The organism is Deinococcus grandis, from assembly GCF_001485435.1.
GTDB lineage: Bacteria > Deinococcota > Deinococci > Deinococcales > Deinococcaceae > Deinococcus > Deinococcus grandis.
In genome coordinates this window covers 719,614-732,034 of record NZ_BCMS01000001.1, presented here as the reverse complement: position 1 = coordinate 732,034, position 12,421 = coordinate 719,614, and the positions used below count along the sequence as shown (strand labels likewise).

Sequence of the window (12,421 nt, the reverse complement as noted above, 5' to 3'; positions counted from 1 at the left end):
GGCGCGCCGACCCGGGAGCACTGCCGGGCATACGAAGGGGGCGGGTGGGTCCAGCCTCAGCCGGAACCACCCGCCCCCTCGCAACTACCGTTACTTCATGCTGCCCAGGATGCGGCCGTAGACCTCGTCCATGCTGCCCACGCCGTCCACGCGGGTCAGCTGGCCACGCGCGCTGTAGTAGTCGATCAGGGGCTGGGTCTGCTCGCGGTAGATCTCCTGGCGGCGGCGGGCCACCTCCTCGGTGTCGTCGCTGCGCACCGCCTCACCGCGCGCGGCGGCCTGACGGCCCCGGTCCACGATCCGGTCGATCAGCACCTGATCCGGCACCTCCAGCAGCGGCACGGCACTGACGGGCGCGCCGAGTTCCTCCAGCAGCACGTCGAGTTCCCTGGCCTGCGCGCCGGTGCGGGGGAAGCCGTCGAAGATGACGCGCACGGCGTCCATGCTGGCCAGCTTGTCGCGGATCAGCGCGATCAGGATGTCGTCCGGCACGAGCTGCCCGGCGTCCAGGATGGGCTTGACCTGCTGGCCCAGTTCGGTGCCGCGCGCCACGTGGTCGCGCAGGATGTCGCCGGTGCTGATCTTGGTCAGGCCCCTGTCCTGCGCCAGTCGTTCCGCCTGGGTGCCCTTGCCCGCGCCGGGAGGCCCGAGGAAGATGACGACGTTGTGTTTGGGTTGAGTCACTGTAGTCCTCCGTTCACCCCCCAGCATAGAGGCTGAAGGTCGCCTTGAGGTTGCCCTGCCCAGGGCGCGGCTGTCCCCACCCTGGGAACAGCAAACGCGCCGCCCCCCGGGTGGGAGGGCGGCGCGCGTCAGGGCTGGGGCCAGTTGCTGGGGTCAGCTGTCGCGGTTCATACGGCCGCGGATGCGGCCCTTGCTGATGAAGCCGTCGTAACGGCGGACCGTCAGCTGCGCCTCGAGCTGCTTGAGCGTCTCGAGCGCCACGCCCACGATGATCAGCAGGCCGGTGCCGCTGAACTGGAAGGTCGTGATGCCGGTCCAGCGCTGCACCAGCTGCGGCATGACCGTCAGGATCACCAGGAAGATGGCGCCCCACAGGCTCAGGCGGCTGCTGATGGTACCCAGGAATTCCGCGGTGGGCGTGCCGGGGCGGACGCCGGGAATGAAGCCCCCGGCCTCGCGCAGCTGCTCCGCGATGCGCTTGGGATCGAACTGCACGCTGTTGTACAGGTACGTGAAGCCGAAGATCAGCAGGGCTTCCAGCGCGATGTACAGCGGCTGCCCGAACGTCAGGTACGTGGCGATCCAGCTGCTCACCTGCGGCGCGCGGGTCGCGGTGCCCTGCTGGATCAGGTTGGGAATGATCAGCATGGCCGACGCGAAGATCACGGGGATCACGCCCGCCTGGTTCACCTTGATGGGCAGCCAGGTGGCCTGACCGGCGCTGCGGGCCTGTCCGGCCGCGCCGCCACGCGCGCGCGCGTACGTGACGGGCACGCGGCGCTCGGCCTGGTACACGTACACGATCCCGGCGATGGTCACGAGGATCACGGCGACGAACGCCACGATGCGCAGCAGCCACGGCGCGTCGGCGGATTCACGCACCAGCGCGGCGGTTGCCGCGATCTCGCGCGGGTACATGGCGATGATGCCGCTCGTGATGATCAGGCTGATGCCGTTGCCGACGCCCACTTCCGTGATGCGCTCCCCGATCCACATGGTGAACGCGATGCCCGCCACCTGGGTCAGGACCATCACCAGGATGGTGAACAGGCCCGGCTCCCAGCCGACCGCCAGGTAACTGGGGTTGGCGTTGATGAACGACGCGAAGAACGCGGCCTGGAAGGTCCCCAGGGCCACGGCGGCGTAGCGGGTGTACTGGTTGATCTTCTTGCGGCCTTCCTCGCCTTCCTTGGAGAGTTTCTCCAGTGGGGGCAGCGTGGTGGTCAGCAGCTGGATGACGATGCTCGCCGTGATGTACGGCAGCACGCCCAGCGCGAAGATCGAGAACTGCGAAAGATTGCCTCCCGAGATCATGCTGATCAGGCCGAACAGACCGCCGCCTGTGGCACTGCTCAGCGCGGCGCTGTTGACCCCTGGTGTGGGAATGCTGCTCCCCAGCCGGTACACGGCGAGGAGCAGCAGGGTGAAGACAATCTTCCGCTGAAGATCCGGAATCCGGAATGCGTCGCGGAAGGCGCGAAGCATTTACTCCGCCTTCTCGGCTTCGTTCGCTTCGGGCAGGATGACTTTGCCGCCGGCCGCTTCCACGGCCTTCACGGCGCCTTCGCTGGCGGCGTCCACGTGAATGGTCACGGCGCGGGCGATCTCGCCGCTGCCGAGCAGTTTCACGGGGCGGTTCTTGCGGCGCACGAGGCCCGCGAGTTCCAGCACGTTGCGGTCGATGGTGGCGTCCTCGATGTTCGCCAGCTGCGCCAGGTTCACAACTTCGAACGTCACGCCGACGTTGTTGAAGCCGCGCTTGGGCAGGCGGGCGATCAGGCGGCTGCGGCCACCTTCGAAGAAGCTACCCTTGCCAGCGCCGCTGCGGCTCTTCTGGCCCTTGTGACCGCGACCGGCGGTCTTGTCGGTGCCACCGGGGCCGCGACCGACGCGCTTGCGGTTCTTGCGGCTGCCGGCGTTGGGCTTGAGTTCGTGGAGTTTCATTCTTGCACCTCCAGCAGGTGCTTGACGGTGTTCACCATGCCGCGGACGGCGGGGGTGTCACTGACCTCGCGGGTCTGGCCGATCTTCTTCAGGCCGAGCGCCTGGACGGTCTTCACCTGGTAGCCAGGGCGACCGATGACGCTGCGCTTCAGGGTGATTTTCACTGGGCGCCTCCGGTGGGCTGCGCCTCGCCGCGCAGGGCACGGACCTGCTTGGCGGTGCGGAGGTTCTTCAGGCCGTCGAACACGGCGTACGCCACGTTGACCTTGTTGCGGCTGCCCAGTTCCTTGGACAGCAGGTTGGTGATGCCGGCCAGTTCGGCGATGCTGCGGGGCACGGTGCCCGCGATCACGCCGGTACCGGGGCCTGCGGGCTTGAGCAGCACGCGGCTGGTGCTGTTCACACCCACGATGTCGTGGGGGATGGTGCCGTTCTCGACGGGCACCATGATCATGTTCTTGCGGGCGATGCTCTTGGCCTTCTCGATGGCCACGGGCACTTCTTTCGCCTTGCCGATGCCCATGCCCACGCGGCCGTTACGGTCGCCCAGGATCACGAGTGCAGCGAAGCGGAAGCGGCGGCCGCCCTGGTAGGTCTTGCTCGTACGGTTGACGAACAGCATCTTCTCTTCGAATTCGCTGCTTTCGCGGTCCATACGGTCGTTACGTCGGTTAGAAGTCAAGGCCACCCTCCCGCGCCGCGTCGGCGAGCGCTTTCACGCGTCCGTGGTAGCGGTACTGACCACGGTCAAAAACAACCTTCTTGACGCCCTTGGCCAGAGCGGCTTCCGCGAGGGCCTTGCCCACGGCGGTGGCGGTGTCGGTCTTGGTGCCCGTCTTGACAGCGGCGCTGCTGGCGGCAGCCACGGTGACGCCTTTGCTGTCGTCGATGATCTGGGCGTAGATGTGCTTGCTGGAGCGGTACACACTCAGGCGCAGGCGATCTCCGGCGGCCTGCCGCACTTTGCGGCGGGCGCGGAGCTTGCGGCGCACGGTCGTCTGGGCAGCCATTATTTCTTCCCTTTCCCGCCGGTGGCGCCAGCCTTACCGGCCTTGAGGCTGATCTTCTCACCAGCGAAGCGCACACCCTTGCCGTGGTAGGCATCGGGCTTGCGGACTTTACGGACGTTCGCGGCCACCTGACCGACGAGCTGCTTGTCGATGCCGCTCACGTCGATCTTGGTGGGTTCGGGCACGGCGAAGCTCACGCCAGCCGGGGGCTCGATCACGACGGGGTGGCTGTAACCGATGGTCAGTTCCAGGGCCTTCCCGGCGAGCTTGGCGCGGAAACCGACGCCCTTGAGCTCCAGGTTGATGGTGTAGCCGTCGCTGACACCCTTGACGGCGTTCGCCACGAGCGTGCGGGTCAGGCCGTGCAGGGCGCGGTGGCGCTGCGCGTCGCTGGGACGCTCGACGAGCAGCTGGTCGCCGTCCTGCTTGATGGTCAGTTCGGTGTTGTAGGGAACGGTCAGTTCGCCTTTGGGGCCCTTGACCTTGAAGACGCCGTCCTGGGCGCTCGTGGTCACGCCGTTCGGGACGGCGATGGGCTGTTTGCCAATTCGGGACATGGTCTGTCCTCCTTCTTCCTTAAGTTCGGCCTGCCCGCTGTGGGGGCCGAGGGGTCAGGTGAGATGCTCGCGCGCCGGGAATCCCTGTGGGGATTACCAGAGGACGCAGATGACTTCGCCGCCGACGCCCTGCTTGCGCGCGTCGCGGTCGGCCAGCAGGCCCTTGCTCGTGGACACCACGGCGAGGCCCAGGCCACGCTGCACGCGGGGCAGGTTCTCGGCGCTCACGTACGCGCGGCGGCCGGGGCGGCTGATGCGCTCGATGTGCTTGATGACCTGCTCGCGCTTGGCGCCGTACTTCAGGGTCAGGCGCAGCACGTCGAACTTCTGGCCTTCGGGCAGCAGACGCTCGTAGCTGGCGACGTAGCCTTCAGCCACGAGCAGTTTGGCCAGCTGCTCTTTGAACTTGGAGGCCGGGACGTCCACGGTCTCCTTGTGGGTGCGCGTCGCGTTGCGGATGCGCGTGAGCATATCGGCGATGGGATCACTCAACATGTAGCCTCCATGGGCTGGTGTTGATCCGGGCTGGTTCCCCGTAGGGGCCTGGTCCCGGCAGGTGGCCCGGCCCCAGGCAAGCTGGCGGTCGGGCGCGATTCTCCCCAAGTGGAAGCGGGGGCCACAAGGTGGCGCGTCTCTTCTGTTGGGTCTTCACCACCACCGGACGATGACCTCTCAAGGCGACAGGTTCGTATCCGGGGGGCACTGCGTCCGTTCCTCTTTCAAGGCACGGCAACTTGAGAGTGTATCAGTTCTCTTCGGCAGTCTCAAGTTCTGTCACGAGAAGGGGCGAGAGGCCGGTCACGCTGCGGTCACCCCCTCCTCTGTACCGTGACGTATGACCCTTCGATCATCACGTCTGAGCCTGGCCATCACCCTCCTGCTGGCCTCCTGCGGCGCAAACAGCGGGCAGGGGGACCCGTCCACACCTGCGCCCCGCTACTCGAATGACGCGGGCATCCAGGATTCCCTGCGCACCTGCGCTCCCGTGACGGTCACGATGCTCACCCGGAACGAGGCGGGGGTCGCGGCCTCCCTGGTCGCGCCGCTGGAGGCCGAGTTCGCTCAGGTGTACCCGAAGATCGCGTGCTTCCTCCGGGACGGTCCGGCACCCTACCCGGACGTGGTCACAACCGTGCGGACTTTCACGCCCCAGGATCCGGGGGTAGCGAATGCCTGCTGCGGCCGCGTGGATATCAGCGCGGCGTACCTGACGCAGTCGAACGGTGATCCTGGACTGCTGACCCACGAACTGACCCACCTCGTCCAGAACTACCCGGCGGGCGTCACCGAGTGGTGGTGGACGGAGGGCATCGCGGACGCCATCCGGTACCTGTACACCCCGGCGAACGCCGGGTGGGCGATTTCCGCGCCGGACCGGGCAACCTCGTACCGGGACGGGTACCGGGTCACGGCGGGGTTCCTGCTGTGGCTGGAACGCACGCGCCGCCCGGGCCTGATCCGGGCGCTGGACGGGGTGCTGCGACGCGGCGGGAATCCCGGCCCGTTCTGGGTCACCACGTTCGGCGTGTCGGTGGATGACCTCTGGGCGGCCTACCTGGCCCAGTGACCTCACCAGTAAGCCAATGCAAAAGACCTCCCGGGTGGGGAGGCCTTGAGGGGTGTCAGCTGATTACCAGCTGGCTTTCTTCACGCCGGGCAGTTCGCCCTTGTGCGCCATCTCGCGGATGCAGATGCGGCACAGGCCGAAGAAGCGGTAGTACCCGCGGGCGCGACCGCAGCGGCTGCAGCGGTTGTAGTTCTGCACGGCGAACTTGTGGCCGCGCGCAGCTTTGACGACTTTCGAGGTGTTAGCCATTGTTCATCCGTCCTTATTTGCGGAAGGGCAGGCCCATGGCTTGCAGGAGCGCGCGGGCTTCTTCGTCCGTCTTCGCGGTGGTCACGATGGTGATGTCCATGCCGCGCACCTTGTCGACCATGTCGTAGGTGATTTCGGGGAAGATCAGCTGTTCTTTGATGCCCAGGTTGTAGTTGCCGCGGCCGTCGAAGGCGTTGGGGTTCACGCCTTTGAAGTCACGGATGCGGGGCAGGCCGATGTTGATCAGCTTTTCGAGGAACACGAACATGCGCTCGCCGCGCAGCGTGACCTTGATGCCCACGGGCATGCCCTGGCGCAGCTTGAAGTTGCTGATGCTCTTTTTCGCCTTGGTGACGATGGGCTTCTGCAGGGTGATCAGCGCCAGTTCCTTGGCGGCCTTGTCGATCGCCTTGGAGTCTTCCTTGGCGCTGCCGAGGCCTTCGTTGACGACGATCTTCTCGATGCGGGGCACGGCCATCACGCTGGAGTAGCCGAACTGCTGCATCATGGCAGGGCGGACCTGCTCGTTGTACTTGGTTTTCAGTTGCTGCATGGTGGGTTCCTTCGAGCGGTCTCCCAGTTTTTCAGAGAGCGCCGCTCAGGCCGCCGCGAGTCCATCTGGGTGGGCGGCGGCCCGGAGTGGTCAGTCGATGTTCTTGCCGCTCGCGACGGCCACGCGGACTTTCTTGCCGTCCACGATGGTCTTGCGGATGCGGGTCGCCTTGCCGGTCTCGGGGTCCACGATGGACACCTTGCTGGCGTGCAGGGCCAGCTCGCGCTGCTCCTGGCCGCCCTGGGGGTTGGCGGGGCTGGGCTTGACGTTCTTTGTGACGAGGTTCACGCCTTCCACGACGACCTTCTGGTCGCGGGGCAGAGCCAGCAGCACTTTGCCGGTCTTGCCCTTGTGCTTGCCGCTCAGGACGATGACGGTGTCACCCTTCTTGATGTGCAGCTTGTCGTTGTGGTGGCTACCAGCGCTGGGACGGGGCATTACAGCACCTCCGGGGCCAGGGACACGATCTTCATGAAGCGGCGGTCGCGGAGTTCACGGGCGACCGGCCCGAAGACGCGGGTGCCGCGAGGCTCGCCCTGGTTGTTGATGATGACGGCGGCGTTCTTGTCGAAGCGGATGGTGCTGCCGTCGGCACGCTTGATGGCGTGGCTGGTGCGCACGACCACGGCCTTGACGACGTCGCCGGCTTTGACGGTGCCGCGGGGGGTGGCGTCCTTGACGGAAGCGACGATGATGTCACCCACGTGGGCGTAGCGCTTGTTGCCGCCGCCGCCGGTGGTGAGACCCTTGCCGCCGATGCCGCTGTTGAGCACGCGGATGCACATGATCTCGCGGGCGCCGCTGTTGTCCGCCACGTCGAGGCGGGACTGGGGCATGATCATGCTTTACCCCCCTCGGTTTCCACGGCGGTGGTCTCGATGCCGCGGGGGCGCTCGATCAGCTTGGTGACCTTCCAGGTCTTGGTCTTGCTGATGGGACGCACGGCGATGATCTCGACGCGGTCACCGATCTTGTACTCGTTGTTCTCGTCGTGCGCAGCGTACTTGTGGCTGCGGGTGACGACCTTGCCGTACAGGGGGTGGGCGAACTTGCGTTCGACCTTCACGCTGACGGTCTTGTCGGCCTTGTCGCTGACGACGACGCCGGTAAAGGTCTTCTTCATGCCTGCTCCCCTTTGCTGCGCTCGCTCAGGATGGTGTTGAGCTGAGCCACTTCACGGCGGAGCTGCTTGACGCGGTGGGGCTGGGCGAGGTTGCCCACGGCCGCCTGGAAGCGCAGCTCCATCAGTTCCTTCTTGCGGCTGTCGATTTCCTTGGCGAAATCGGCGGCCTGCAGGTTACGCATATCACTGAGCTTCATCGTAGACCTCGCGCTTCACCATCTTGGTCTGGATGGGCAGCTTGTGACCGGCCAGGCGGAAGGCTTCCTTGGCCTGCTCTTCGGTCACGCCGGACACTTCGAACATCACGCGGCCGGGCTTGACGACACTGACCCAGTACTCCACGGCGCCTTTACCTTTACCCATTCGGGTTTCGGCGGGCTTCTTGGTGACGGGCTTGTCGGGGAAGATGCGGATGTAGATCTTACCGCCGCGGCGGAAGTGGCGGCTCATCACGATGCGGCACGCCTCGATCTGGTTGCTCTTGATCCACGCGGGTTCCAGGGCGATCAGGCCGAAGTCGCCGAACGCGACGTAGTCGCCGCCCTTGGCGTCACCGGTCATCCGGCCGCGGTGCTGTTTACGGAACTTGGTGCGCTTGGGAAGAAGCATCACTCACCTCCGGGGCGGCGCCGCGCGGCGGGGCGGCGGCGGTTGGGGCGGTCACCGTCTTCACGGCGGCGCTCGTCGTTGCGGCGCTGGGGACGGGCGTAGGTTTCGGTCTTGCCGCCGATGACTTCACCGGTGAAGACCATGACCTTGATGCCCAGGCTGCCGTAGGTGGTCTCGGCGCGGGCGGTGCCGTAGTCGATGTCGGCGCGCAGGGTGTGCAGGGGCACGCGGCCTTCGCGGACCATCTCGGTGCGGGCCTGCTCGGCGCCACCGAGGCGACCGGACAGGATGATCTTGACGCCGCGGGCGCCGCTTTCCATCACGCGCTGGGCGGCCTGCTTCATGGCGCGGCGGAACGCGAAGCGGCGTTCGATCTGCTCGGCGATGCGCAGGGCGACCAGGGGCGCGCTGATGTTGGGGTTGGGGATCTCGGCGACGTTCACGGCGACGGTGCCGGCGGACACGAGGCGCTCGATGTCCTGGCGGAGTTCCTTGATGGACTCCCCGCCCTTGCCGATCACGATGCCGGGTTTCGCGGCGCTGATGATCACGTTGACCTGCTGGCCGGCGCGCTCGATCTCGATGCGCGCGATGCCGGCGGCGTTCAGCTTGCGCTGGACGAGCTTGCGGATCTTCTCGTCTTCCTTCAACAGGCCGGCGTACTGCTTCTTACCGGCGTACCAGCGGCTGTTCCACGTGCGGGTGATGCCCAGGCGGAAGCCGTTCGGGTTGATCTTGTTCCCCATTACTTGTTCCCCTTCTCGCCCACGACGATGGTGATGTGGCTGGTGCGCTTCTTGATGATGTTCGCGCTGCCACGGGCGCGGGGGATCAGGCGCTTGAGGGTCGGGCCGGCGTCCACGTACGCAGCGGTGATGACCAGACGGTCCTCGAGCATGTTGTCGTTGTGCAGCGCGTTGTGCTTGGCGCTGTTCAGGACTTTCGCGACGGGTTCGCTGGCGGCGCGGGGGATGAAGCGCAGCAGGTCCTCGGCGTCACGGACGCTCTTGCCGCGGATCACGTCGACGACCAGGCGCACCTTGCGGGGGCTGATGCGGACGTACTTGGCAATGGCCTTGCCGGGCGTGCGCAGCTTGACGTTCTGCTTACGCTGCTTCTTGTTGCGGAATTCAGGAGCGGTCATTTCTTCTTGCTCCCCTTGGCGTTCTTGTCAGCGCCGTGACCGCGGTAGTTGCGGGTGGGGCTGAATTCGCCGAGCTTGTGGCCGATCATCTGCTCGTTCACGAAGACGGGCACGTGCTGCTTGCCGTTGTGCACGGCGATGGTGTGACCGATCATTTCGGGAACGATGGTGGAGCGGCGGCTCCAGGTCTTGATGACGCGCTTGTCCTTCTTTTCGTTCTGGACGTCGACCTTCTTCAGGAGGTGGTCATCCACGAACGGGCCCTTCTTGAGGCTACGGGGCATGTCCTACCCTCCCTTACTTCCCGCCGCGGCGGGTGATGATGAAGCGGTCGCTGTTCTTGCGCTTCTTGCGGGTCTTCAGGCCCTTGGCGGGCTGGCCCCAGGGGCTGACGGGCACGCGGCCCGCGCCGGTACGGCCTTCACCACCGCCGTGGGGGTGATCCACGGGGTTCATGGCGCTACCACGCTGGTGGGGCTTGCGCCCGAGCCAGCGGCTGCGACCGGCCTTACCGATGTTGATGTTCTTGTGCTCGGCGTTGCCGACGGCACCGATGGTGGCGTAGCACTCGCTGTGCACGCGGCGGAGTTCGCCGCTGGGCAGACGCAGGATGACGTAGTCGCCTTCCTTGCCCTGCACCTGGATGCTGGTCCCGGCGCTGCGGGCGAGCTGGGCGCCCTTGCCGGGGATCAGTTCCACGCTGTGCACGACGGCACCGACGGGCACGAAGCGCAGGGGCAGCGCGTTGCCGAGCTTGGGTTCGGCTTCGGGGCCGGAGTTCACCATGGCGCCGACCTGCAGGCCTTCGGGCGCGAGCACGTAGCGCTTCTCGCCGTCGACGTAGTTCAGCAGGGCGATGCGGGCGCTGCGGTTGGGATCGTACTCGATCGCGGCGACCTTGGCGGGCACGCCGGCCTTGTCGCGGCGCTTGAAGTCGATGATGCGGTACAGGCGCTTGTGACCGCCGCCGATGAAGCGGCTGGTGATGCGGCCGCGGTTGTTACGGCCACCGGTCTTGGGGAGCGCCTCGGTGAGCGCCTTTTCGGGGCGCTTTTTGGTCAGTCCGCTGAAGTCCGCAGTCGTCATGTGGCGACGGCTGGGGGTGTAGGGACGGTATTTCTTGACGGCCATGTTCAATCTCTCCTTAGGCCTGGCCTTCAAGGGCGGCGATGGTCTGGCCGTCGGCGAGGCGTACGATGGCCTTCTTGCGGTCGGCGCGGTGGCCCATGAAGCGGCCGACGCGCTTGCGCTTGCCGGGGACGTTCATGGTGCTGATGCCGATCACGGTCACGCCGAACGCTTTCTGGATGGCGCCCTTGATCTCGGTCTTGGTGGCCTTGGGGCTGACCCAGAAGGAGTACACGCCGCGTTCCATGCCAGCGTAGGCTTTCTCGCTGATCACGGGGGCCTGGATGATGTCGTAGTGGCTCATGCCTCTTCCCCTTCCTGCGCGGGCTCGAGAACGACCGCGTCGATCACCAGGCGCTCGTGGCGCAGGATGTCGTAGGCGTTCAGGCCGGCGACGGGCAGCACGGTGGCCCAGGCGACGTTACGGGCGGCCTGGCGGGTCGCGGCGTCATCGGTCACGATGAGCACGCGCTCGCTGCCGTCCATGCCGTTCTCTTTGGCCCAGGCGACGAAGTTCTTGGTCTTGCCGTCCTGGTCGTAACCGTCGACGGCGATCAGCTTGCCGGCTTCCTGGCGCGCGGCCAGGGCCATGGCCAGGCCCAGCTGACGGACCTTGCGGGGCAGGGTGTAGCTGTAGCTGCGGGGCTTGGGGCCGAAGGCCACGCCGCCGCCCACGAAGCTGGGGACGCTGCGGTCGCCGTGACGGGCGTTACCGGTGCCTTTCTGACCGTACATTTTCTTGCCGGTCTTGCTGACTTCCGCGCGGGTCTTGGTGCTGGCCGTGCCGCGGCGGCGGCTGGCGAGCTGCCAGGTGACGACGTCGTGCAGGACGCCGCTGTTCACTTCCGGCAGTTCGAGGTCGATGGTGCGGCCCCCGTTCTTGCCGATGACGTTGATCTGCGCCATGTGTTACTTGCCTCCCTTGGCGGCCTGACGCAGGACGACGAGGCCACCGTTGGCGCCGGGGATTGCACCCTTGACCAGGATGATGTTCTCGTCAGCGCGGATCTCGACCACTTCGAGGTTCTGGACGGTGATGCGCTCCATGCCCATGTGGCCGGCCATGCGCTTGCCTTTGTACACGCGGCCGGGCGTCTTGCGCTGGCCGATCGAGCCGGGGCGGCGGTGCCACTTCTTGGAACCGTGGCTGGCGGGGCCGCCCTTGAAGTTCCAGCGCTTCATGACGCCCTGGAAGCCTTTGCCCTTGCTGGTGCCGGTCGCGTCGATCTTCTCGCCTTCGGCGAAGATGTCGATGCTGACGGTGTCGCCTTCGGGGTTGAAGTCGCGGAATTCACGCAGGAAGCGCACGGGGCTGACCCCGGCCTTCTTGAAGTGACCGGCTTCGGGCTTGTTGACGCTCTTCTCGCGCTTGGGCGCGTAGCCGATCTGCACGGCCTCGTAGCCGTCGCTGGCAGCGGTCTTGCGCTGCACGACGGGGCAGGGGCCGGCCAGCACGACGGTCACGGGAATGGCCTTGTCGCCCTTCCAGATCTGGGTCATGCCGATCTTGGTGCCGAGGATGCCCTTCATGCGCGGCCTCCCACCGTCTTGATCTCGATGTCCACACCGGTGGGCAGATCGAGGGTCATGAGGCTGTCAATCGTCTTCTTGGTGGGGTTCATGATGTCCACCAGACGGTTGTGGGTGCGGATCTCGAAGTGCTCGCGGCTGTCCTTGTTCACGAAGGGGGAACGCAGGACGCAGAAGCGGCGGATGCGGGTGGGGAGGGGCACGGGGCCGCTCACGTCGGCGCCGGTGCGGCGCACGGTGTCCACGATCTTGCTGGCGGACTGGTCCAGCGCCTTGTGGTCGAAGCCACGCAGTTTGATACGGATCTTGGGGGCAACCATGTC

The 12,421-nt window shown here is 66.2% G+C and carries 24 protein-coding genes; 1 reads left to right on the top strand and 23 read right to left on the bottom strand.

Annotated features, from left to right (window positions below):
* Window positions 1-90: 90 nt before the first annotated feature.
* The 8 genes from DEIGR_RS03680 to rpsH all read right to left on the bottom strand — a co-directional run bounded on the left by DEIGR_RS03680 (window position 91) and on the right by rpsH (window position 4,690).
* The gene (locus tag DEIGR_RS03680) at window positions 91-684 is read right to left on the bottom strand and encodes an adenylate kinase (protein ID WP_058975357.1); all 594 of its coding nucleotides are present in this window, start codon (window positions 682-684) and stop codon (window positions 91-93) included.
* Between the two features lie 153 nt (window positions 685-837).
* Window positions 838-2,169 carry a preprotein translocase subunit SecY gene (gene secY, locus DEIGR_RS03675; protein ID WP_058975354.1) on the bottom strand — a complete coding sequence of 444 codons (1,332 nt, stop codon included), beginning with the start codon at window positions 2,167-2,169 and terminating at the stop codon, window positions 838-840.
* On the bottom strand, window positions 2,170-2,628 hold the full coding sequence (gene rplO, locus DEIGR_RS03670; protein ID WP_058975352.1) for a 50S ribosomal protein L15: 459 nt from the start codon (window positions 2,626-2,628) through the stop codon (window positions 2,170-2,172).
* On the bottom strand, window positions 2,625-2,792 hold the full coding sequence (gene rpmD, locus DEIGR_RS03665) for a 50S ribosomal protein L30 (protein ID WP_046843198.1): 168 nt from the start codon (window positions 2,790-2,792) through the stop codon (window positions 2,625-2,627). Before rpmD ends, rplO begins: the two co-directional genes overlap by 4 nt.
* Window positions 2,789-3,310: a 30S ribosomal protein S5 gene (gene rpsE / locus DEIGR_RS03660; RefSeq protein ID WP_083523915.1), complete on the bottom strand. Its 522-nt coding sequence runs from the start codon at window positions 3,308-3,310 to the stop codon at window positions 2,789-2,791. The genes rpmD and rpsE overlap by 4 nt, the downstream gene beginning before the upstream one ends.
* Complete coding sequence (rplR, locus tag DEIGR_RS03655) at window positions 3,300-3,638, bottom strand: 50S ribosomal protein L18 (protein WP_046843200.1); 339 nt, start codon at window positions 3,636-3,638, stop codon at window positions 3,300-3,302. The genes rpsE and rplR overlap by 11 nt, the downstream gene beginning before the upstream one ends.
* Window positions 3,638-4,195: a 50S ribosomal protein L6 gene (gene rplF, locus DEIGR_RS03650; RefSeq protein ID WP_058975348.1), complete on the bottom strand. Its 558-nt coding sequence runs from the start codon at window positions 4,193-4,195 to the stop codon at window positions 3,638-3,640. The genes rplR and rplF overlap by 1 nt, the downstream gene beginning before the upstream one ends.
* Window positions 4,196-4,288: 93 nt before the next feature.
* Window positions 4,289-4,690, bottom strand: a complete 402-nt coding sequence (gene rpsH, locus DEIGR_RS03645) for a 30S ribosomal protein S8 (RefSeq protein WP_046843202.1) — start codon at window positions 4,688-4,690, stop codon at window positions 4,289-4,291.
* A 340-nt stretch (window positions 4,691-5,030) separates the two neighbouring features.
* Between rpsH and DEIGR_RS03640 the strand changes: the two genes are divergently transcribed.
* Window positions 5,031-5,762, top strand: coding sequence for a basic secretory protein-like protein (locus DEIGR_RS03640; protein ID WP_083523914.1), 732 nt, complete (start codon window positions 5,031-5,033; stop codon window positions 5,760-5,762).
* A gap of 63 nt (window positions 5,763-5,825) precedes the next feature.
* Here the strand turns inward: DEIGR_RS03640 and DEIGR_RS03635 are convergent, their stop codons facing one another.
* The 15 genes from DEIGR_RS03635 to rpsJ form a co-directional block, all read right to left on the bottom strand.
* Window positions 5,826-6,011, bottom strand: coding sequence for a type Z 30S ribosomal protein S14 (locus tag DEIGR_RS03635; RefSeq protein ID WP_046843203.1), 186 nt, complete (start codon window positions 6,009-6,011; stop codon window positions 5,826-5,828).
* A gap of 13 nt (window positions 6,012-6,024) precedes the next feature.
* Window positions 6,025-6,564, bottom strand: coding sequence for a 50S ribosomal protein L5 (rplE, locus tag DEIGR_RS03630; protein WP_046843204.1), 540 nt, complete (start codon window positions 6,562-6,564; stop codon window positions 6,025-6,027).
* A 90-nt stretch (window positions 6,565-6,654) separates the two neighbouring features.
* Window positions 6,655-7,002, bottom strand: coding sequence for a 50S ribosomal protein L24 (gene rplX, locus DEIGR_RS03625; RefSeq protein WP_046843205.1), 348 nt, complete (start codon window positions 7,000-7,002; stop codon window positions 6,655-6,657).
* On the bottom strand, window positions 7,002-7,406 hold the full coding sequence (gene rplN, locus DEIGR_RS03620; protein ID WP_058975344.1) for a 50S ribosomal protein L14: 405 nt from the start codon (window positions 7,404-7,406) through the stop codon (window positions 7,002-7,004). The genes rplX and rplN overlap by 1 nt, the downstream gene beginning before the upstream one ends.
* Window positions 7,403-7,687 carry a 30S ribosomal protein S17 gene (rpsQ, locus tag DEIGR_RS03615; RefSeq protein WP_046843206.1) on the bottom strand — a complete coding sequence of 95 codons (285 nt, stop codon included), beginning with the start codon at window positions 7,685-7,687 and terminating at the stop codon, window positions 7,403-7,405. The genes rplN and rpsQ overlap by 4 nt, the downstream gene beginning before the upstream one ends.
* The gene (rpmC, locus tag DEIGR_RS03610) at window positions 7,684-7,884 is read right to left on the bottom strand and encodes a 50S ribosomal protein L29 (RefSeq protein ID WP_046843207.1); all 201 of its coding nucleotides are present in this window, start codon (window positions 7,882-7,884) and stop codon (window positions 7,684-7,686) included. Before rpmC ends, rpsQ begins: the two co-directional genes overlap by 4 nt.
* Window positions 7,871-8,296 carry a 50S ribosomal protein L16 gene (gene rplP / locus DEIGR_RS03605; RefSeq protein ID WP_046843208.1) on the bottom strand — a complete coding sequence of 142 codons (426 nt, stop codon included), beginning with the start codon at window positions 8,294-8,296 and terminating at the stop codon, window positions 7,871-7,873. The genes rpmC and rplP overlap by 14 nt, the downstream gene beginning before the upstream one ends.
* Entirely contained in the window at window positions 8,296-9,042 is a 747-nt protein-coding gene (gene rpsC / locus DEIGR_RS03600) for a 30S ribosomal protein S3 (RefSeq protein WP_046843209.1), read from the bottom strand. Before rpsC ends, rplP begins: the two co-directional genes overlap by 1 nt.
* Window positions 9,042-9,440 carry a 50S ribosomal protein L22 gene (gene rplV, locus DEIGR_RS03595; RefSeq protein WP_081424521.1) on the bottom strand — a complete coding sequence of 133 codons (399 nt, stop codon included), beginning with the start codon at window positions 9,438-9,440 and terminating at the stop codon, window positions 9,042-9,044. Before rplV ends, rpsC begins: the two co-directional genes overlap by 1 nt.
* Complete coding sequence (gene rpsS, locus DEIGR_RS03590) at window positions 9,437-9,724, bottom strand: 30S ribosomal protein S19 (protein WP_046843210.1); 288 nt, start codon at window positions 9,722-9,724, stop codon at window positions 9,437-9,439. Before rpsS ends, rplV begins: the two co-directional genes overlap by 4 nt.
* A gap of 13 nt (window positions 9,725-9,737) precedes the next feature.
* Window positions 9,738-10,571, bottom strand: a complete 834-nt coding sequence (gene rplB, locus DEIGR_RS03585) for a 50S ribosomal protein L2 (protein ID WP_058975342.1) — start codon at window positions 10,569-10,571, stop codon at window positions 9,738-9,740.
* A 13-nt stretch (window positions 10,572-10,584) separates the two neighbouring features.
* Complete coding sequence (locus DEIGR_RS03580) at window positions 10,585-10,872, bottom strand: 50S ribosomal protein L23 (RefSeq protein ID WP_046843212.1); 288 nt, start codon at window positions 10,870-10,872, stop codon at window positions 10,585-10,587.
* Complete coding sequence (rplD, locus tag DEIGR_RS03575) at window positions 10,869-11,474, bottom strand: 50S ribosomal protein L4 (RefSeq protein WP_046843213.1); 606 nt, start codon at window positions 11,472-11,474, stop codon at window positions 10,869-10,871. The genes DEIGR_RS03580 and rplD overlap by 4 nt, the downstream gene beginning before the upstream one ends.
* 3 nt (window positions 11,475-11,477) lie before the next feature.
* Entirely contained in the window at window positions 11,478-12,098 is a 621-nt protein-coding gene (gene rplC / locus DEIGR_RS03570) for a 50S ribosomal protein L3 (RefSeq protein WP_058975340.1), read from the bottom strand.
* A complete protein-coding gene (gene rpsJ, locus DEIGR_RS03565) occupies window positions 12,095-12,418 on the bottom strand; it encodes a 30S ribosomal protein S10 (RefSeq protein ID WP_014685998.1) in 324 nt (107 codons plus the stop codon). Before rpsJ ends, rplC begins: the two co-directional genes overlap by 4 nt.
* Window positions 12,419-12,421: the final 3 nt, after the last annotated feature.